This is a genomic window from Enterobacter sp. Taxon_2, from assembly GCF_058355295.1.
On record NZ_CM178024.1, the window covers coordinates 1,618,490 to 1,638,265 of the forward strand.

The 19,776-nt window shown below is 54.6% G+C and carries 22 protein-coding genes and 1 tRNA gene; 9 read left to right on the top strand and 14 right to left on the bottom strand.

Translation table 11 applies throughout. From position 1 onward, the window contains the following. Positions 1-265: 265 nt before the first annotated feature. Positions 266-775 carry an SOS-induced cell division inhibitor SulA gene (gene sulA, locus AC4IC4_RS07500; protein WP_032649134.1) on the bottom strand — a complete coding sequence of 170 codons (510 nt, stop codon included), beginning with the start codon at positions 773-775 and terminating at the stop codon, positions 266-268. 217 nt (positions 776-992) lie between these two features. On the opposite strand from sulA, the gene AC4IC4_RS07505 reads away from it, so the two are divergent. Next, positions 993-1,619: a TfoX/Sxy family DNA transformation protein gene (locus tag AC4IC4_RS07505; protein ID WP_023311030.1), complete on the top strand. Its 627-nt coding sequence runs from the start codon at positions 993-995 to the stop codon at positions 1,617-1,619. Here the strand turns inward: AC4IC4_RS07505 and yccS are convergent. Then, the gene (gene yccS, locus AC4IC4_RS07510) at positions 1,576-3,738 is read right to left on the bottom strand and encodes a YccS family putative transporter (protein ID WP_491472465.1); all 2,163 of its coding nucleotides are present in this window, start codon (positions 3,736-3,738) and stop codon (positions 1,576-1,578) included. The two genes, AC4IC4_RS07505 and yccS, sit on opposite strands and share 44 nt — an antisense overlap. Before the next feature lie 19 nt (positions 3,739-3,757). Beyond that, positions 3,758-4,204, bottom strand: a complete 447-nt coding sequence (locus tag AC4IC4_RS07515; RefSeq protein WP_032649128.1) for a YccF domain-containing protein — start codon at positions 4,202-4,204, stop codon at positions 3,758-3,760. A gap of 123 nt (positions 4,205-4,327) precedes the next feature. Here AC4IC4_RS07515 and helD point away from each other — a divergent pair, with 123 nt between their 5' ends. After that, a complete protein-coding gene (gene helD / locus AC4IC4_RS07520) occupies positions 4,328-6,382 on the top strand; it encodes a DNA helicase IV (RefSeq protein ID WP_491472466.1) in 2,055 nt (684 codons plus the stop codon). A gap of 58 nt (positions 6,383-6,440) precedes the next feature. Here the strand turns inward: helD and mgsA are convergent, their stop codons facing one another. Continuing rightward, on the bottom strand, positions 6,441-6,899 hold the full coding sequence (gene mgsA / locus AC4IC4_RS07525; protein WP_023311034.1) for a methylglyoxal synthase: 459 nt from the start codon (positions 6,897-6,899) through the stop codon (positions 6,441-6,443). A gap of 80 nt (positions 6,900-6,979) precedes the next feature. Beyond that, on the bottom strand, positions 6,980-7,642 hold the full coding sequence (gene csgI / locus AC4IC4_RS07530) for a curli synthesis inhibitor (RefSeq protein WP_032638793.1): 663 nt from the start codon (positions 7,640-7,642) through the stop codon (positions 6,980-6,982). Between the two features lie 173 nt (positions 7,643-7,815). Between csgI and AC4IC4_RS07535 the strand changes: the two genes are divergently transcribed. Continuing rightward, entirely contained in the window at positions 7,816-8,229 is a 414-nt protein-coding gene (locus AC4IC4_RS07535; protein WP_008499920.1) for a CoA-binding protein, read from the top strand. A gap of 37 nt (positions 8,230-8,266) precedes the next feature. On the opposite strand, the gene hspQ is transcribed toward AC4IC4_RS07535, so the two are convergent. Both hspQ and rlmI read right to left on the bottom strand, forming a co-directional pair. Then, positions 8,267-8,584, bottom strand: a complete 318-nt coding sequence (hspQ, locus tag AC4IC4_RS07540; RefSeq protein WP_008499919.1) for a heat shock protein HspQ — start codon at positions 8,582-8,584, stop codon at positions 8,267-8,269. 60 nt (positions 8,585-8,644) lie between these two features. After that, complete coding sequence (rlmI, locus tag AC4IC4_RS07545) at positions 8,645-9,835, bottom strand: 23S rRNA (cytosine(1962)-C(5))-methyltransferase RlmI (protein WP_248163791.1); 1,191 nt, start codon at positions 9,833-9,835, stop codon at positions 8,645-8,647. A gap of 174 nt (positions 9,836-10,009) precedes the next feature. On the opposite strand from rlmI, the gene AC4IC4_RS07550 reads away from it, so the two are divergent. From AC4IC4_RS07550 to yccX, 3 genes are read left to right on the top strand one after another with little or no spacing between them, the layout of a single operon-like run. After that, on the top strand, positions 10,010-10,567 hold the full coding sequence (locus AC4IC4_RS07550; RefSeq protein WP_370883923.1) for a kinase inhibitor: 558 nt from the start codon (positions 10,010-10,012) through the stop codon (positions 10,565-10,567). A 10-nt stretch (positions 10,568-10,577) separates the two neighbouring features. Beyond that, complete coding sequence (locus tag AC4IC4_RS07555) at positions 10,578-11,366, top strand: AraC family transcriptional regulator (RefSeq protein WP_024907756.1); 789 nt, start codon at positions 10,578-10,580, stop codon at positions 11,364-11,366. Between the two features lie 11 nt (positions 11,367-11,377). Next, the gene (yccX, locus tag AC4IC4_RS07560) at positions 11,378-11,659 is read left to right on the top strand and encodes an acylphosphatase (protein WP_059310384.1); all 282 of its coding nucleotides are present in this window, start codon (positions 11,378-11,380) and stop codon (positions 11,657-11,659) included. On the opposite strand, the gene tusE is transcribed toward yccX, so the two are convergent. Together tusE and yccA are read right to left on the bottom strand one after the other, a co-directional pair. Further along, a complete protein-coding gene (tusE, locus tag AC4IC4_RS07565) occupies positions 11,656-11,985 on the bottom strand; it encodes a sulfurtransferase TusE (protein WP_491472467.1) in 330 nt (109 codons plus the stop codon). The genes yccX and tusE overlap by 4 nt on opposite strands. An 87-nt stretch (positions 11,986-12,072) precedes the next feature. Beyond that, complete coding sequence (yccA, locus tag AC4IC4_RS07570; RefSeq protein WP_248198528.1) at positions 12,073-12,732, bottom strand: FtsH protease modulator YccA; 660 nt, start codon at positions 12,730-12,732, stop codon at positions 12,073-12,075. A gap of 269 nt (positions 12,733-13,001) precedes the next feature. Between yccA and AC4IC4_RS07575 the strand changes: the two genes are divergently transcribed. Together AC4IC4_RS07575 and AC4IC4_RS07580 are read left to right on the top strand one after the other, a co-directional pair. Further along, the gene (locus AC4IC4_RS07575) at positions 13,002-14,630 is read left to right on the top strand and encodes an ABC transporter substrate-binding protein (RefSeq protein ID WP_491472468.1); all 1,629 of its coding nucleotides are present in this window, start codon (positions 13,002-13,004) and stop codon (positions 14,628-14,630) included. Between the two features lie 130 nt (positions 14,631-14,760). After that, positions 14,761-14,848: transfer RNA gene (locus tag AC4IC4_RS07580), tRNA-Ser, on the top strand. Positions 14,849-14,913: 65 nt separating this feature from the next. On the opposite strand, the gene AC4IC4_RS07585 is transcribed toward AC4IC4_RS07580, so the two are convergent. Beyond that, entirely contained in the window at positions 14,914-15,318 is a 405-nt protein-coding gene (locus tag AC4IC4_RS07585) for a GNAT family N-acetyltransferase (protein ID WP_491472469.1), read from the bottom strand. A 314-nt stretch (positions 15,319-15,632) separates the two neighbouring features. Here AC4IC4_RS07585 and AC4IC4_RS07590 point away from each other — a divergent pair, with 314 nt between their 5' ends. Further along, positions 15,633-15,890: a YjhX family toxin gene (locus AC4IC4_RS07590; RefSeq protein WP_021240841.1), complete on the top strand. Its 258-nt coding sequence runs from the start codon at positions 15,633-15,635 to the stop codon at positions 15,888-15,890. A gap of 106 nt (positions 15,891-15,996) precedes the next feature. On the opposite strand, the gene AC4IC4_RS07595 is transcribed toward AC4IC4_RS07590, so the two are convergent. From AC4IC4_RS07595 to AC4IC4_RS07610, 4 genes are all read right to left on the bottom strand, one after another. Beyond that, the gene (locus tag AC4IC4_RS07595) at positions 15,997-16,833 is read right to left on the bottom strand and encodes an alpha/beta fold hydrolase (RefSeq protein ID WP_491472470.1); all 837 of its coding nucleotides are present in this window, start codon (positions 16,831-16,833) and stop codon (positions 15,997-15,999) included. A 155-nt stretch (positions 16,834-16,988) separates the two neighbouring features. Further along, positions 16,989-17,207, bottom strand: coding sequence for an acyl carrier protein (locus tag AC4IC4_RS07600; RefSeq protein WP_008499867.1), 219 nt, complete (start codon positions 17,205-17,207; stop codon positions 16,989-16,991). A gap of 17 nt (positions 17,208-17,224) precedes the next feature. After that, positions 17,225-18,658 carry an AMP-binding protein gene (locus tag AC4IC4_RS07605; protein WP_061715614.1) on the bottom strand — a complete coding sequence of 478 codons (1,434 nt, stop codon included), beginning with the start codon at positions 18,656-18,658 and terminating at the stop codon, positions 17,225-17,227. After that, positions 18,655-19,773: an MBOAT family O-acyltransferase gene (locus AC4IC4_RS07610; protein WP_024907744.1), complete on the bottom strand. Its 1,119-nt coding sequence runs from the start codon at positions 19,771-19,773 to the stop codon at positions 18,655-18,657. The genes AC4IC4_RS07605 and AC4IC4_RS07610 overlap by 4 nt, the downstream gene beginning before the upstream one ends. Positions 19,774-19,776 lie beyond the last annotated feature (3 nt).

A 19,776-nucleotide genomic window follows, 5' to 3' on the forward strand; every position in this document is an offset into this window, starting at 1 on the left:
ATAAATCTACCGATATCTTCGGCTTAGGCCGAGCACCCCTGGCGATGTAAAGTCTACAACGTAGCTGAAAACTTACAAGTGTGAAGTCTGTCAGGCATATGAAAAAAAAAGTTCCGTATACCGATTATTTAACATTTTTAGAACGAATTTTGTGCAATAAAATGAAGGAGAACCGCACCAGACAAGCCTTGCCGCAATTTTCAGACCGGGAACTTTAGTGCCATCTTGTGGTCGAAAAAAATTCCAGGAAAAATCTTAATTTCACTCAATGATACAAATTTGAGTGAATTTTTAGCCCAGAAAGTTGTCCTCTGCGGTAAGAATCCGAACGAACCGGACGCATAATGAACCCGATCGCACTCCCTTCTTCAGCGGCTTCAGTCAGACGGAAATGTTCCTCTTCCGTCAATTCTTCTGATAACCATCCAATTACCACGCTGTAATTTCCGGTGCGTAACGCGCGGATCATCGACTCAACGGTATCGCACGGCGAGAGCTGATTAATCTGCATGACCTTGGTCAGCGGAAGGCCAGCGGACTGAACCCACTCACGGCTCAGTTTTTGCTGAGGGGTGAGCCAAAGCTGCCAGCGCGATTGCTGACCAAGCTGTTGTAATAACGGCAACAACAGAAGTTGCGTCAACAGGGGCTGGTCTTCACGATAAACCACTTCACTGATAAGCCCTGTGGAAACACGCTCGACGGAATTCTGCGCGACATTGCCTGCGGCAGAAGAGAGAGAGATTGCGCGATTTGCATAGCCTGAAGTGTGCATATTCATTCCAGCCCTGTAGTTACTGTATGAATATACAGTAACCCCTGTATGCATAAAGATCAACCTCATTTTCGGAAAGCGACTCGCAAAATTCATTCAATCTTGATGCCCCTGGAAAAATCATCTTGCTCAACGGCGATAAGTTGCCTATTTTCCTGCTAACGGATCCGCTAGTAAGAAATTTCGTTGTTACTTTATGATTTTGAAGGGAAATATCATGAAAAAGATATCTTATGAACGGATTTATAAATCCCAGGAATACCTCTCCCCGTTGGGCGAGATTCATCATCGCGCGCTGTTTGGCGGCTACACCCTGGCGGTGGATGATGCGGTTTTTGCCATGGTGTCTGATGGCGAGCTTTATCTTCGGGCTTGTGAGGAGAGTGCGAAATACTGTGTAAAGAATGCCTCCTCATTTTTGACGTTGATGAAGCGAGGCCGCCCGGTGCTGCTTAACTATTATCGTGTGGATGACGGATTATGGCAGGACAGGGAGCGGTTGCTTCAGCTCTCCTCGTTTGCGCTCAGTGCGGCAAGAAAAGAGCGCTATCAGCGCCACCAACGAAACCGACTCAAGGATCTACCAAACCTGACCTTTCAGCTTGAAGTCTTGCTTTTTGAAGCCGGTATCACTAATGAGGAAACGCTGCGGGCGCTGGGCGCCAGAGCCAGCTGGCTGAAGATGCGGGCGAAAAATAAAGCGCTCAGTATTAAAGTCCTCTTCGCACTCGAAGGGGCTATCGAGGGGCTGCATGAGGCGGCACTCCCGGCAGGCATTCGCCGGGAGCTGACGGAGTGGTTTAATGCGCTGCCTGAGCCACAGGAGAATCACTCCTCCAGGTAGCGATTTGCTGTTGCAGCCGGCAAATTTCAGGCAGCAGAGCGATAAGCAGGCCTATCTGCTGAAGAACCAGCGGCGCTTTGCTGTCGTTTCCCGGGTCAAGATGCGCAATGCGTTGCGCCAGTTCATTCAGCGCCTGTTGTACGCGCGGCTCATCGGCTGGGCGGTGATGAAGCGCGTCATCGACATAACAGACGGCGTCATCGAGCAGGTTGAGAATACCCGGGTTGGTGAGCTTCTCACGGTGGGCACCCAGCGTCGAAATATAGCTGGTGAACGTATGGTTCAGGCAGAGCAGGCGGAACGCGGTCTCACGAATTTCCGCCGTGGCGCGAGGCTCCGTTGACATGTTAGAGACAACGGAGGCCAGTTCTGCATCACTGTTGTGCGCATCACGACGTGCTATCCGGTAAGCCAGGCGGTTATCGCGCCCCTGGTGGTACTGCTCCAGGATAGCGTCAAGGTATCGACAGTTGGCATTCATCGCCCTGTCGACCACGCGCGGCAAATTGCGGAAACGCCAGTCCGGCCAGATAAAGCTGACCGCGGCCCAGGCAATCGCGCAGCCAATCAGGGTATCGATCACGCGGGGCAGGGCGACTTCAAACCCTTCACCCAGCAGGTTAAAGCAGAGCAGCACCAGCAGCGTGATGAACATGGTGGCGTGGGCATACTGCACGTTGCGAAACGCGAAGAACAGCACGCCGGTGATCACGATCAGAATCAATTGACCTTCGACGGAAGGCACGAAATAGAGCACCGGAAGGCCGATCGCGACGCCAACCAGCGTACCGATAATACGCAGCGCAAGACGATGTCGGGTGGCGTTATAGTTTGGCTGGCAGACGAACAGGCTGGTGAGCAGGATCCAGTAGCCGTGGTGCAGTCCGGTTATCTGAATAAAGGCATACCCCACGCACAGCACCAGCGACATTCTCACCGCGTGGCGAAAGAGAGCCGACTCCGGCGTAAAGTTGCGGCTCAGGCGTAGCCACATATCGCTAACGCCGTGCACGCTGTCATCAGCAAGCTGGTTTTCAACCTCACTGCCCGGCAGTGCCATCGCCTGTTCGGACTCAATGGTCGCCAGCTGTGCATCAATCGCCCGCAGGTTGTTCAGCAGAAAGCCCAGCGCTTTGATGTGTTCCGGTGACGTTCCGCTGGCCTGAACGCGGTCGAGCGCCGCATCAAGGTGGCTGAATACCCGTTCAAAGCGGGGATCATGCTGATAGGGCGTGCGCAGCAGAATGGAGCGCGAGAGCCGCTGACACGCCTGAGACTGCATGGAGAGCAGGCGCTGGAAGCGGAACATCACGTCGCTGTAGCGGAACTTCTCGCGCAGGGCGGCATACTGAACGTGCGAGGAGCTGGCACGTTCATGAATATCCTGGGCGGCAAAATAGTAGTGTAAGGTCCTTCGCGTTCCGCGCTGACCGCGATCGCCACGCAGACGGGTAAGTAGAGAGGCTTTTGTCTGGTTAAGGGTGGCAACCAACTGGCCGTTTGCCAGCGCCAGATCGTAGAGCGGAGCCTGGCTTTCTTCCTCGATATCCGGGTCGAACAGCCGGGATTTCAGTTCCAGATAGTGGGCTAACTGCTCAAAGCTGCGGGCAAGGTTATCCTGCAGAGGGCGAACCGGGAAGATCAGATGACCGGTTAGCGTCAGCAGGTTATACCAGATGGCACCCAGCAACAGCAGAACCGGCTGCTGGTACCACTGGTCGTACAGGGAAACGCCCAGCATAGTGTAGATGGCGATCAGCAATGCACCAAAAGCGATGGTGGCATAGCGCTGCCCAAGGCCACCCAGCAAAATAAACCCGCTGGTTGAGAGGGTAAGACCCAGGGCAAACAGCCATGGCCAGGGGAAAAGCAGCTCAACGGACGCTGACGCAATAAAAAAGCAGATAAGCGTAATAACCAGATTACGCAAACGCCCGGCCAGACGATCGTCCAGGTCCGCCAGCGCCCCGGCCACCACTCCCAGCGTGAGCGGAATAGTGAGTTTGACATCATTCAGCCACCAGGGCAGAGCAACCGTGCCGCAAAGCGCGATGAATATCCTGACGTTATAAAGCCAGGTGCTGTTCCAGGTATAACGGCGAAGCAGTGGGCTTAGCATAAATGCGGCCAGTCCTTATTTACTGAAAACGACGACGAGCGTTTGCTTCACGCGCCGCCTGGGCCACTTCTACCGGAACAACCCTGCGACCGACGGGCCAAAGGGCGATAGCGGCGATCTTAAAGTTCGCGATCCCCACCGGAATACCAATAATCGTGATGCACTGTGCAATACCGGCAAAAATATGCATGATGCAGAGCCACCAGCCGAAGAAAATGAGCCACAGAATGTTCAGCAGGGTTCCGCCCGTATTCATCAGGGCGTTTTTGTTCTCCGGATTCAGCTCGTCAACGTGGATGGCTTCATTCCCGTAGGGGATTAAGGAGAGTTTTGTGATTTCCCAGCAGGAGCGGGTCAGGGGGAGCGTAAAAATCAGGACGATACTCACCAGCGTGGCAAAAAGCCAGGAAAGGGTGGTGGCAAAACCGCCCAGCACAAAATTCAACACATTCAGAACGGTACGCATAAACCCTCACTTCCTTTCGATAAAATTAACGCCCAATGATTGTAACGTTTTTTTAGGCTGGAGCACCTTAAAACTGGCAGTTACACTGTCAGGTAAATTATCTCTTCGTGGATTTGGCGGAACATGGAACTGAAAGCAACGTCGTTAGGCAAACGTCTGGCGCAACACCCATACGACCGGGTGGTTCTCCTTAATGCCGGGGTGAAAGTCTCCGGGGAACGCCACGAATACCTTATTCCGTTTAATCAGCTTCTGGCTATCCACTGCAAACGCGGGCTGGTGTGGGGCGAGCTGGAGTTCGTTCTCCCTGACGATAAAGTCGTGCGTCTTCACGGCACCGAGTGGGCGGAAACTCAGCGTTTCCACCATCACCTGAACGCGCTCTGGCAGCAGTGGAGCCAGGATATGAGCGTGATTGCCGCCCAGGTGCTCCAGCAGGTGCTGGACGATATCGCGCAAAGCAACGCGCAACACGCGTGGCTGACCCGTCAGCAGACCGCCGGGCTGCAGCAAAAGATCCGACAGGCACTCTCGGCGCTGCCGCTCTCCGTGACGCGTCTCGACGAGTTTGACAACTGTCGCGACGCCTGGCGCCAGTGTCAGGCCTGGCTGAATGATAAGGATAAAAGCCGTCTCGCCCATAATCAGGCCTGGACGGACGCCATGCTCACCCAATATGCCGACTTTTTCAGTACGGTGGAATCGTCACCGCTCAATCCGGCCCAGGCGCGCGCGGTGGTCAACGGCGAGCAGTCGCTGCTGGTGCTGGCGGGGGCCGGTAGTGGTAAAACATCGGTGCTGGTGGCGCGTGCCGGCTGGCTGCTGACGACCGGGGAAGCGGTAGCCGATCAAATTCTGCTTCTGGCTTTTGGCCGCAAGGCTGCCCAGGAGATGGACGAACGTATCCAGGAACGCCTGCACACCCGGGATATCACGGCCAGAACCTTTCATGCCCTTGCGCTGCATATTATTCAGCAGGGCAGTAAAAAAGTACCTTCCATCAGTAAGCTGGAAAACGACGCGCAGGCGCGTCAGGCGCTGTTCATCAAAACGTGGCGCCAGCAGTGCAGTGAGAAAAAGGCGCAGGCAAAAGGGTGGCGTCAGTGGCTGGAGGAGGAGCTCAGCTGGGACGTGCCAGAGGGTAGCTTCTGGCAGGATGATAAGCTGGCGCGTCGGCTGGGTTCGCGACTTGACCGCTGGGTCAGCCTGATGCGAATGCACGGTGGATCGCAGGCAGAGATGATTGAAAGCGCGCCGGAGGCGATCCGCGATCTGTTTTCGAAGCGGGTCAAGCTGATGGCTCCGCTACTGAAAGCCTGGAAAACCGCGCTGAAAGCGGAAAATGCCGTTGATTTCTCCGGCCTGATCCATCAGGCCATCATCATTCTTGAGAAGGGACGTTTTGTCAGCCCGTGGAAACATATTCTGGTGGACGAGTTCCAGGACATCTCTCCGCAGCGTGCAGCGTTGCTCTCAGCGCTGCGGGCGCAAAATAAGCATACCTCTCTGTTTGCGGTGGGGGATGACTGGCAGGCCATCTATCGCTTCAGCGGGGCACAGCTTTCGCTGACGACCGCATTCCACCACTATTTTGGCGAAGGCGATCGCAGCGATCTGGACACGACCTACCGCTTCAATTCACGGATTGGTGAAATCGCCAACCGCTTTATCCAGCAGAACCCGCATCAGCTGGCAAAGCCGCTCAATAGCCTGCGGCCAGGGGATAAAAAAGCCGTGACCCTGCTGGCGGACGATCAGCTGGAACCGCTGCTGGACAAGCTCAGCGGCTATGCGAAGCCCGATGAGCGTATCCTGGTGCTGGCGCGTTACCATCATCTCAAACCCGAGGCGCTGGAAAAGGCGGCCACCCGCTGGCCGAAGCTGCAGCTTGAATTTATGACGATTCACGCCAGCAAAGGGCAGCAGGCCGACTATGTGATTGTCATGGGGCTGAAAGAGGGCAGCGACGGTTTCCCGGCTCCGGCCCGCGAGTCGGTAATGGAACAGGCCTTGCTGCCGGTGCCGGAAGACTTCCCGGATGCCGAAGAGCGGCGTTTGCTGTATGTGGCTATGACCCGCGCGCGCCATCGCGTGTGGCTGCTGTTCAATAAAGAGGAGCCATCCGTGTTTGTCGATATCCTGAAGAGTATTGATGTGCCGGTAGCGCGTAAACCATAACGACGTCAGGCAAGGTTTTGTAGGCCGGGTAAGGCGTAGCCGCCACCCGGCAAAAAAGCTACTTCAATCTGTCGGAAAGATAACGCTGATAGTCCGGAATAAGGATATCAACCGGCGAGTTAAACTGCGGCGATTCGATGATGAAATCCGCCGTCGACAGGTTTGTCGCCACCGGAATATTCCACACCGTCGCCAGACGCAGCAGGGCTTTGACATCCGGGTCGTGCGGAACCGCGTTCAGCGGGTCCCAGAAGAAGATCAGCACATCAATCTTCCCTTCGGAGATCTGCGCGCCGACCTGCTGATCGCCGCCCATCGGGCCGCTCAGCATGGCATTCACCTGCAGACCCGTTTCGCGCTGGATCAGGTTACCGGTGGTACCGGTCGCCGACAGGGCGTGCTTTTCCAGCGAAGACTGATGGCGGCGAACCCAGTTAAGCAGCATTTGTTTACAGTGATCGTGCGCCACCAGTGCAATGTGTTTGCGTTCAGGTAGCGTGCGTGTTGTCAGTTCCATAATCATATCCATCAGGTTAACTGCCTACACGATGACGGGAACCGTCTGACGCTGCAAGAGAAAGGCGTAAAAAATGTGGCTTATGATGAAGGTTGTTGTTTTGCCCACTGTAAAAACCGGGCCCGCGTGTCGGGATCGGCCTGCTGGAACCAGAATTTTAGGCGCTGTTCCGTCAGGGTCTGGGACTGGGGAGGAATGACGTCCAGTTCAGAGACGCCGGAAAGCAGCGTGCTGTCGTCAGCCATCATGGTGGCAAACTGAGGAAGCGACGCGCGTTTACCCGCTTTGTTATAGGTCTGGGTCGCGGCCTCGTAGTCCGGACCTTTTGGTGAGGTCGTCAGCGCCAGAATATCCAGCTTCACCGGAATCGGCATCGCATCCCCGTCCAGAAGTTCAATGCGGGGAGACGCGTCGAAGGCCGCCGATTCTTTCTCCGTTTCAAGCCGAGGCAGGGTAATATTGACCTGACTGATTTGCCGGGTATTAAAGCTGACGATCAGCGGCGGCGAGATATACATCCTTTGCTCGTGATTCGCCAGACCGATCGATTTTTCCACCCGGAATACCAGCTGATGCGGCCCGTTATCCAGCTCGATGCTGTCCGCACCGCGCAATAACGAACTGGAGACCTTTTTTCCGTCCAGTACCAGGAGATCAATATCGGTAGAGAGCCGGAGCGTGGTAGCAAAAACGCAGACCGGCATCACTAACGCAATCAGAGCAGTGGCAATACCGGTTTTCATAGAAGGCTCCCGTCAGAAATCCTGTCGCCGCATTAATGTATCTAAATTTTTCGAGAATCATGTTTACTAACATATAGACATATTTCGCCGTTTTGCCCTCATGCATCGGTATGGGATGGATGGTTGAGATGTGCGGTTTGGCGTACACTTTTAAAAAAGCCAGGAGAAAAACCATGAAAGAGAACGATATTGCCGAGATTCTGACATCCACGCGTACCATTGCGCTGGTGGGCGCGAGCGATAAACCCGATCGTCCAAGCTATCGGGTAATGAAATACCTTCTCGATCAGGGCTATCACGTCATCCCGGTCTCGCCAAAAGTGGCGGGGAAAACCTTACTGGGCCAGCAGGGTTATGCCACGCTCGCTGACGTGCCGGAAAAAATTGATATGGTTGATGTCTTCCGAAACTCCGAGGCGGCGTGGGAAGTGGCGCAGGACGCTATCGCCGTCGGGGCGAAAACGCTGTGGATGCAGCTGGGCGTGATTAACGAGCAGGCTGCGGTGCTGGCGCGGGATGCGGGGTTAAACGTCGTCATGGATCGCTGTCCGGCGATCGACATCCCCCGCCTGGGGCTGGCGAAGTAATAAAAAAAAGCCCGTTCATCGGGCTTTTTTTACACGCTTAGTTCCGCAGGCGCGGAGCCTGTAACTGTTTGCGGATAGTCTGAGCAAGTTCATCCATAGTGGGTTGCTCCGGATGCTCTTCCTGCAGCTCGCTGCTCAGCTGCGCTTCAGCAAGATAGGTGTGAACGGGTTGTCCATCATCACCTTCCATCACCACATGGTACCAGGGCGCGGCGCGAAGCTCTGCATTCACCGCCAGCTCGTCTGCTGACGGTTCATCAAGGGAATACTCCGGGTCGATATCCACGACCACACCCAAATACCCGAGCAAAGTGTGGCGGACCTGCTGGCCGATACCGAATTTGCTGGCAATCATAGTCACCTCCCGGGAAATACGACTTACACGTTATGTGCGGGCAATATTTCTCTTTTCAAGTTACATGACGCGACAGGCAAACCCTTTCAGATACAGTCCTTCCGGGTAGGTAGCAATCACGGGGTGATCGGCTGCCTGACGGAACTGCTCTATAAATTGTACATCACGGCCAGCATCTATTGCGGCATCGGCGATGATTTTCTGAAATAAATCTGTGGTCATCAGGCCTGAGCAAGAGAAGGTGAGGAGAATCCCGCCCGGATTCAGCAGCTGGATAGCCAGCATGTTGATATCTTTATACCCACGGCACGCGCCCATCAGCTGGCTTTTGTTTTCCACAAACTTGGGTGGATCCATCACGATGACGTCGAACTTCTCGCCCTGGTCGCGATATTTACGCAGCAGCTTGAAGACGTCATCACGCACAAACTCCGCTTTGCTCAGATCCAGCTTATTCAGCTCGACGTTCTGTTTTGCCACGTCGAGCGCTTCCTGTGAGGTGTCCACGCTCACCACCTGGGCACAGCCGCCCATCAGTGCCGAAACGGCAAAACCGCCGGTATAGGAGAAGCAGTTCAGCACGCGTTTGTCGGCAACGTACTGACGCGTAGCCAGACGGCTGTCGCGCTGGTCGAGGTAGTAACCGGTTTTGTGCCCGCCCTGAATATCCACCAGCAGCTTCATGCCGTGCTCTTCAATCGGCAGCAGGGCAGGCGGCAGTTCACCCGTGACCGGACCCTGCGTCAGCTCCATGCCCTCTTTTTTGCGCACCGCCACATCGCTGCGGTCGTAAATGGCGCACTGTGGGAACAGCGTTTGCAGCGCGCTAATCAGCGCGGCACGCTGGTATTCCGCTCCGGCGCTCAGGAGCTGCAGCACCAGGAAGTTACCGAAACGATCGATGGTCACGCCCGGCAGACCGTCGGACTCACCAGCAATCAGGCGGTAGCTGTCCAGCCCGTCGCGTTTTGCCAGCCACTCACGCCACTGCTGCGCCTGCTGCAGACGATGCACGAAGAAGTCGATGTCGATGGTTTCGTCTTTATCGAAGGTCCAGACGCGCGCGCGGATTTGGGACGCTGGCGAGTAAGCGCCTCGCGCTAACCATTTCCCCTGATGGTCAACGATATCAATGGTTTCACCGAGGCTGGCTTTGCCTTCCATACGGGCAACCGCGCCGGAAAAGACCCAGGGATGACGGCGCAGTAATGATTTCTCGCGCCCTTTGGCTAACACTAAACGTACACTCATAATTTGCTGTTCTGTCGATTTCAGGGAAATGGCGCGTAGATTACCACATTCAGCAAGGCGCAATCATCTGCGGATGCCGTTGAGCGTTTCGGCACAAAATCGAATCGCTTAGGCACATTACGGCATTGCAGCAGGCTTTACAGTAGGGCCTCCAGTTCAGCAGAGGAAGCACCCATGAAAAAGCGCAGTGTCATCACAATAGCCGCTCTGACGGCAATGAGTTTTCAGGTTTTCGCAGCAACGTCTTTCAGCATGACCAGCCGGGATATTTCCGGCGATCGGCGGTTGGCGCAGCAGCAGGTATTTGAGGGATTTGGCTGCCATGGTGGGAATACCTCTCCCCAGCTGGCATGGAAAAATCCGCCCGCCGGTACAAAAAGTTTTGCCGTTACGGTCTATGACCCTGATGCGCCCACCGGCAGCGGCTGGTGGCACTGGACCGTAGCCAATATACCGGCGAATACAATGACGCTGCCCGCTGATGCCGGTAACCCGAACGGCGAGAAATTACCTGCCGGCGTGGTGCAGGGGCGCAATGATTTCGGCTATTCTGGATTCGGCGGCGCATGTCCACCTGCCGGGGACAAGCCTCACCGCTATCAGGTGACCGTCTGGGCGCTGGATGTGGATAAACTGCCCGTCGACAAAAATGCCAGCGGCGCGCTGGTCGGTTTTATGATCAATAGTCACGTTCTGGCAAAGGCTCAGTTAACAGCAACCTACAGCAGATAAGGATGGCCGGGTGCAGGAGTTCCATTTTAGACATAAACATCTTACTGCGGGTGAAGTGACTGCCAGCAAAATGCATCGCCTGCACCAGGTTAAACTCTTCTTTCCGGCTATTTGTCATATCACTCACGGCAGTAAGGTGATTGTTCAGGACGATAACCGCCTGGAGGCGACACGGGATCAACTCATCATTATCCCTGCCAATACGGTGATGGAGATTATCAATCAGCCCGCGAACGGCATGTTTCGATCGGACTTGCTCATGTTATCTCCGGAGATCGTTGCCGAGTTTAAAGCGCATTACCTGAAATCCTGGCCGCGCACGACGTTGCATTCGCTCTGCGCGCCGCTGAGCGAGGGGCTGGCGTTTATGTGGGATAACCTGCTACACGCCGTGCGTCAGGATTTACCGGAGGCGTTACAAAAGCATCAGGCCTTCGGTCTGTTGCTGGCCTTGCTGCATGACGGCGTGGCAGGTCCGCTGCTTATTGAGCGAAACAGTAACCTGACCGAGCAGGTGCGGCAGTTCATTATGCTGTCGCCCGCCAGAGCCTGGAGCGCGCAGGACGTCGCCAGCCGTCTGGCCTTAAGCGTACCGACGCTGCGCAGGCGGTTACGCGAGGAGTCACAGAGTTTTCGCCAGATTGTGGAGGAGGTGAGGATGGCCGTTGCTTTGTCACAGCTACAGTCAACCCGATTACCGATTGGCGAAATCGCATTACAATGTGGGTATCTTTCCAGCTCTCGTTTCACCGCCCGTTTCCGGCAACACTACGGCTGTTTACCGAAAACGCTACGTTAAGGAGAAGAAATATGTCTAAAGTCTGCACCATCGCCTGGGTTCACGGCGTCGTTCAGGGGGTCGGATTTCGCTACAGCACCCAGCGCGAAGCAATTGAGCTTGGACTAACGGGATACGCGCGCAACATGGACGACGGCAGCGTTGAGGTGGTCGCCTGCGGCGAAGCGGAGCAGGTCGACAAGCTGGTGGCGTGGCTGAAAGCGGGTGGGCCGCGCAGCGCACGGGTTGATAAGGTCTTAACGGAACCGCATCAACCCGGCCGGGAATATATGAACTTCGGTATTCGTTATTAAATACACTTCACCGGTTTAGGCAGGCCGGCAATTTTGGTGGCCTGTTTTGCCGGGCCTTTCGGGAACAGACGATACAGATAGCGGCTGTTGCCTTTCTCTTCACCGAACTTATTGGCCATGGCTTTGACCAGCATGCGGATGGCCGGAGAGGTGTTGAATTCGAGGTAGAACTCGCGGACAAAACGCACCACCTCCCAGTGTTCGGGGGTGAGGGTAATCCCTTCTTTCTCAGCAATCACTTTTGCCAGCGCTTCGCTCCACTGGCCACTCTCTTTCAGATAACCGTCGTTATCGGTCTCGATCTCTTTGCCTTCAAAACTCAACATAGTCATTCACGCGTCAGTCAAAAACCGCAGCAGTGTACCAAAAAACAAAGCCCCGCATAAGCGGGGCCAGGTTCACAGCGCGGTGGTTTAATCGCGACTGGCGAAGCCCAGGATGCTCAACAGGCTGACGAAGATGTTGTACAGCGACACATAGAGGCTCACGGTGGCGCGGATATAGTTCGTCTCACCGCCGCGAATGATGTTGCTGGTTTCAAACAGGATCGCGCCGGAAGAAATCAGAATAAACACGGCGCTGATCGCCAGATGCAGGGCAGGCAGCTGCAGGAAGATGTTTGCCACCATACCCACCAGCACAACTACCACACCCGCCATCAGCATACCGCCGAGGAAGGACATGTCCTTACGGGTGGTCAGCACGTAGGCCGAGCAGCAGAAGAACACCAGCGCGGTACCGCCCAGCGCCATGCCGATAAGGTCACCCATACCGGCAGACAGATACGCGTTCAGGATCGGCCCCAGGATGTAGCCCAGGAAGCCGGTGAAGGCAAACGCAGACAGAATACCGACCGGTTTGTCAGCGGTTTTGTAGGTCAGGAACATCAGACCATACATGCCCACCAGGGTCAGGATCAGCCCCGGAGACGGCAGCATCAGCACGGTGCTGGCGGTGGCGGTGATCGCCGAAAACGCCAGAGTCAGGCTAAGCATGAAATAGGTATTGCGCAGCACCTTGTGGGTGCTGAGTAGCGACGTGCGGTCGCGCGAAGAAGTAATTATACGATCCATGAGTCACTCTCTTATGACAGATGTAATTAACGGAAAGAATAGGAAACGGCGCGCCAGACTCAAAGTGGTTTTACCCATCTTTACTCAGCACCTTAGCGCCAGAGGTGGTTGTTTCTTCTGCGAAAGTTCATTTCACCAGTATGAACAGCGGTTTGAAAGTATTTACCAGATCAAGCTCTTATAGGTTACTGAAAAATATTGCGTTATTACCGTTCGAGCGCTAAGAGTTATTTCCGGATCGTCATAAAACAGACAATAAGGCGAAGGAAATGAAACCACAAACACGCACTCACTTTACGCTCTCTTTACTTACCGCCGGGATCCTGTGCGCCAGCACGGCATCCTGGGCGGCTAACGTGCCGGCAGGAACCGCGCTGGCCGATAAGCAGGAACTGGTCAGGAATAACGGCAGTGAACCGGCTTCGCTCGACCCACACAAAGTCGAAAGCGATGTCGAATTCAATATTATCAGTGATTTATTCGAAGGGCTGGTCAGCGTCTCTCCTGCAGGAGAAGTCCAGCCCCGACTGGCGGAAAAATGGGAGAACAAGGACAACACCGTCTGGACGTTCCATCTGCGCCCGGGCATCACCTGGAGCGACGGCACTGCCATCACCGCGGAAGATGTAGTCTGGAGCTGGCAGCGTCTGGTTGATCCTAAAACCGCTTCTCCGTATGCCAGCTATCCAGGCAACATGCACATTGTGAATGGTGCGGATATTGCGCAGGGGAAAAAAGCTCCCGATACGCTGGGCGTGAAAGCGATAAACGACACCACGCTGGAAGTCACATTGACGCAGCCTAATGCGGCATTCCTGGCCATGCTGGCGCACCCGTCGCTGGTGCCGGTGGATAAAGTGCTGATTGGCCGCTTTGGCGACAAGTGGACCAAGCCGGAACATTTCGTCAGCAGCGGGGCGTATAAGCTGTCCCAGTGGGTGGTCAACGAACGCATCGTGGCGGAGCGCAACCCGCGCTACTGGGATAATGACCATACCGTGATTAACAAGGTGACGTATCTGCCTATCACCTCCGAGGCCTCGGATGTGAACCGCTATAAAGCGGGCGAAATTGACATTGTCTACACGGTGCCGATTAACCAGTTTGCCCAGCTCAAGAAAACCCTGGGCAGCCAGCTGGACGTTTCACCTCAGCTTGCGACCTATTACTACGAATTCAATACCACCCGTCCGCCGTTCAACGACGCGCGCGTGCGCAAGGCGCTGAACATGGCGCTCGATAAAGACATCATTGCCGGAAAAGTATTAGGGCAGGGGCAGCGCCCGGCGTGGCTCATCAGCCAGCCGGATATTGGCGGCGTTAAGCTCCAGAACCCGGATTACGCCAGTTGGCCGCTGGACAAGCGCATCGCGGAGGCGAAAAAGCTGCTGAACGAGGCCGGATATAATGCCAGCCATCCTCTGAGCTTCAACCTGCTCTATAACACCTCTGAATCGCACCAGCGCATCGCGATTGCGGCCAGCTCCATGTGGAAGAAAAACCTCGGCGTGGACGCGAAGCTGCAAAATCAGGAGTGGAAAACCATGCTGGATACCATGCACACCCACAATTTTGATGCGGTGCGGTACGCGTGGATTGCCGATTACGACGATGCGGCGACCTTCCTGAACAACTTCCGCACCGGCGACAGCGAAAACACCAGCCAGTACAGCAATCCGGAATATGACCAGGCGCTGCTCAATGCCGCAAAAGCCAAAACAGCGGAAGAGCGGGGTAAGTACTACCAGCAGGCGGAAGATCTACTGGGGCGCGATGTGCCTGCCATTCCGGTTTATCACTATGTCCGCACGCACCTGGTTAAACCGTGGGTCGGTGGATTTACGCCGGATAAGCTCGGGTACTATTACACGAAAGACATGTACATCAAAAAACACTAAGCCTGTGCTGATAAAATCGTCGATGTGTCGTCAGTTCAACCGATTAAACACGTTTTGACTATTTTTACAGCGAACGAGTGCTGCCACTCTTTACAGCACGCGGTGAGGTGTTTATAGTTCGCCTCACTTAGGAAGTGTGGCCGAGCGGTTGAAGGCACCGGTCTTGAAAACCGGCGACCCGAAAGGGTTCCAGAGTTCGAATCTCTGCGCTTCCGCCAGATATAAACCCCAGGTTACTCGTTAACCTGGGGTTTTTCTTTTTGTCTTAACGCGGATTTGCCCTTCACCAGACTCTGGCCATCCCTTCGCTTGACGGGCGCACGAGCGTAAAACCAAATTTTGCATAAAGCTCAGGAACATCCGCCATTAAACAAACGTAGGCACCTTTGCAGGCATGGTTATCCAGCCAGGCAACAAGCGTTTCCATAATGATTCTGCCTAGCCCTTTCCCCTGATGAAGCGGATCAACCGCGACGTCGACAATATCAAAATTCAACGCACCATCCCCCACGATGCGCCCCATACCGACCGGTTTTCCCTGAAACACTATATGCATGCCATAGCAGCTGCCGGGCAGCGCTTTTTGTGCCGCTTCCAGCGGGCGAGGGCTAAGACCCGAGATTTCGCGCAGCCGGCAAAACGCTTCTGCAGTGGGGACGGTTTCAACCACGGTATAGTTATCAGGCATAAGAGGAGCTCCAGACGGTGTTCAGTAAAGGGGTTCAGTCTGGCAGTAAAATTGACGAAAGACGATTTTACGGACCGATCCCGTTCACACTTTTAACTTCCCGCTATTCCCCTGTAAAAAACTCGCGTTATCATTCACCCCATAAATACCTTTTCATCTCTTACTGAGGCTTTGATGCTGGAGAATGTTTTCATCAGATAATCAGCTTCCCGCCCTTTTCAGGACGGACTGGTTATCGCTGCGCTTAAACCTTACGCACGCACCTGCGGGTGTGGGCTCGTTTTTACGCATGATGATTACACAGGTTCTCCAGTATGAATTTATCCCGTCAGGAACAACGTACCTTACACGTTCTCGCCAAAGGTGGACGTATTGTGCACGTCCGCGACAGTTCTGGCCGCGTCACGTCCGTTGAGTGCTACACCCGCGAAGGGCTGGTGCTGAGCGACTGTACGCTCAGCGTCTTTAAAAAACTCCGCACCAAAAAGCTGATCCGTTCCGTGAACGGGCAGCCTTACCGCATCAACACCACCGGGCTGAACAACGTTCGCGCCCAGCTGGATAATCGCTGAGCAGAATAAACAACGCCACCCTCGGGTGGCGTTCATGCATTGAACGGGATATCGTGGCGGAATGTAGGCCGGGTAAGCGCAGCGCCACCCGGCAAGAAACGCGGCGTTATGAGCGAATAAAAGCCAGAATGTCCGCGTTGATGGTATCCGCATGGGTGGTATGCATCCCGTGCGGGAAGCCCGGATAAATTTTCAGCACGCTGTTCGCCAGCAGCTTGTCCTGCAGCAGGGCAGCATTTTTATACGGCACGACCTGATCGTCATCGCCCTGCAACACCAGAACAGGAACCGTGATGGTTTTCAAATCTTCCGTCTGGTCGGTCTCTGAAAACGCCTTAATCCCCTCGTAGTGGGCCTTGGCGCTCCCGATCATCCCCTGACGCCACCAGTTCTGGATCGTGCCCTGTGAAACGTCCGCGCCATCGCGATTAAAGCCGTAGAAAGGACCGCTGGCAACGTCGAGGTAAAACTGGGCGCGGTTAGCCGCCAGCGCTTTGCGGAAGTCGTCGAAGACCTCGATGGGAGTTCCGCCGGGATTCGTCTCCGTTTTGACCATCAGAGGCGGGACGGCGCTCACGAGCACCGCTTTGGCGACGCGCCCCTGTGGTTGTCCATACCGCGCAACATAGCGGGCGACCTGGCCGCCCCCGGTGGAGTGGCCGACGTGCACGGCATTACGCAGATCCAGGCTTTCAACCACGGCTGACGCATCGGCCGCATAATGATCCATATCGTGGCCTTCACTCACCTGGTCCGATCGTCCATGTCCGCGGCGATCGATAGCGATAACGCGATAGCCTTCTGCAAGGAAGAAGAGCATCTGGTTATCCCAGTCATCGGCACTTAGCGGCCAGCCGTGGTGGAAAACAATCGGTTGGGCCTCTTTTGGGCCCCAGTCTTTGTAGTAAATGTTGACGCCGTCTTTCGTGGTTACGAATGCCATACTGCAGACTCCTCTGTTAAGAACAACACGACCCCTAAAGTGTAGGAGAAATCACAAAAGCGGTTGGTTTAATTCCGGTGATGGATATTCATTTTGCGTCTGGGCTCTGGCGCGATGCGCCAGAGCCTTCAGGACAGGATTAACAGCAGGGGCGTTTAGCGGTTTTCTTCAATATAGCGGGCCAGGTCCGCCGGGGTCTTCAGCACCGTCGCCACGTCAGTTGGCGGGATCATACAGCCATAAACGTCCTGAACTTCCAGCACCATATCGACTGCCAGGATGGAGTCGAGAATGTCGGATTCAATCAGTTCATCGTGAAAGCCCACCTTACGGGATAACACTTTTTCGAACAGGGCGAGAATTTCTTGTTCCATAATTTTTCCTGGAGTCATTAATTTGTGCGGGCGTAAGCGTCCAGCAGCTTGCGGTCAATTTTGCCGTTAGGATTCAGCGGCAAAGCATCTTTTACGATAATTTGTGAAGGCACCATATAGTGCGGAACCACCTTCGACAGCGACGTTTTGATGGTATCCGGCGCCATATCCGTCACGCAGAACGCGGCAATGCGCAGCACGCTGCCGCAGGATTTCATCAGCGGCAGAACCACCGCTTCGTTGATACCGGACATGGCCAGCAGGCGGTTTTCAATCTCATTGATTTCAATACGGTAGCCATTCAGTTTGACCTGGCTATCGTTGCGGCCCTGGCAATAGATAAGCCCCGCTTCATAGCCCAGATCCCCTGTCCGGTAGCCGCGAAATGCTTCATTTTCCCGACGGAGTAATTTTTCTGCGTTCTCCTGCGGCAGGCCGAGGTAGCCGCGCATGACGTTTTTACCCCAGATAATCAGCTCGCCCTCAGCGGAAATTTCCATTCTGCTCTCAGGCATCATGACTCCCACCGGCAGCACGGCGCTGTCGCTGTTCAGGATCTCATCCGTGATTTCAACGACAGTTGTTGCGATGGTCGCTTCCGTCGGGCCATAGGAGTTGATGATTTTGGCCTGCGGGAAACGGCGGCGCAGCTGTTTAACCAGCGCCTTATTTAACACTTCACCAATGAAGATAAAGACGTTGAGCGCAGGCAAATACTCGCTGTTGAACTGCGGGGAAAGCAGCTGCTGGTATGCAAAAGAGGGGGTGGAAACCCAGGCGGAGACCGCGTTGCTTTTCAGTCGCTCCAGCCAGTTCTCTTTCTGAATATCCTCTTTGGCGTTCAGCACAATGTGTCCGCCCATCGCCAGATTCGCCAGCAAAGGGATCAGGGAGAGGTCAAAACTGAACACCGCGTGGTTCATCAGCACCGGTTTTTCCGGCAGCGAAAAGTCCTGGCTGACCCATTTCATGAAGTGCCATACGCTTTCACGCCCAATCTGCACCCCTTTAGGCTTGCCGGTGCTGCCTGAGGTAAACATGATATAGGCCAGATCCTGCTCCTCCAGCACCTTGCCTGGTTCACCCGTGGCGATGAACTGCCGGGTCGCGACGTCGTAATAGTAAGGGGCATTGGCCAGATGGCAGATCTCCCGCAGGCGCTCCTGTGGGTAGATGCAGTCCACCGGGATGTACGGAATGTTGTGCAGCAGACAGCTATAAATCGCCACGGCGAACTCGGCCTGCTGGTGTCCGTACAAGACGACCGGCGTACCGGCAACAGGCTGGCAACGCTGATAGCGCTGTGCCCAGTCCGTCACGGCAGCAGAAAGCTGTAGCCAGCTTAAGGCTTCGTCGCTGCCGCTGATGGCCAGTTGCTGCGGGGAGGCGGGATCGCATAATGCCGCACGTAAGAAATCCTGCAGTTCCTGAAGATCGGAGTGATTTTTCATAGAGGTGACATTCCACTAAAGATGTAAAGGGATCCCGCGGCGCTTCCCAGCGTCAGAATTCTCCCTAAAAACGCAACGGCCGGATACTGCAAACCGCGGTGCAATGCCGGGCTGCGCTTGGCTGACCACAGCAGCATGTTATGAGTAACGGAAATCGCGCCAAACAGCGCGCCGCTGATGACGTAATGGCGTTCCAGGCCATTCCATGCCCCCATGCAGAACAGGGTGCAAAAAATACCGATATTTTGCGCCAGCGTTTTGTTCTGACGGAAAAAGTTGAACTTCATCAGGTTCATATAGACGGGCATAAAGACCACATCGCGCAGCCATTCAGACAAACTGATGTGGAAGCGGCGCCAGAAGTCCTGCGGGTTCTTTGCCAGAAGGGGCATATTGAAGTTTGCCGGAATGTTCAACCCAAACAGGCGGCCCGCACCGATGGCCATATTGCTGTAGCCCGCAAAATCAAAGTAGAGGTAGGCGCTATAGGCAATCGACATCACCACGCCCACGGTCAGCGTAAACGGCTTATGGCTCCAGGGCTGCACGACAAGTGAATCAACCAGCATGGCAAACAGGAACTTCTGGATAATGCCGGTAATGATTTGCTCTAACGCGACCAAAAACTGTTCACGGTTAAGGGCAAACACGGGCTTGCTGACGTCACTCATCCATGTCCGCCAACGGTACATCGGGCCTGCCAGGATGATAAAGGGCATAAACAGATAGCAGAAATAGTGCAGGAAATTCTGGCCTTCTTTTTTACTGCGATAGAGCAGCACGTCTACTGCGCGGAACGTCATAAAAGAGAGGCCGATCATGCCGAGATGATGATTAACGTGCAATTTCACTAAAAATAAAGGAAGCAGCGTTAATACAATAGCTTGCCAGGTTTTTAACCATCCTTTTTCTTTTAACGCGGCGACAAGGTAAAAACTGATAAAAACGACCGCGGGAACACGGTAATCACCCTGAAAAATATAGCCCCAGCCTAATGCAGCCAGGACAGATAAGGCCGATAAATAAGTCAGGCGATGACGTAATACGCGATTGACCAGCGCAAACACCAGAGCGGATGAAAACAAATAGACAAAAAACATTCCTGAGCTATACATCAT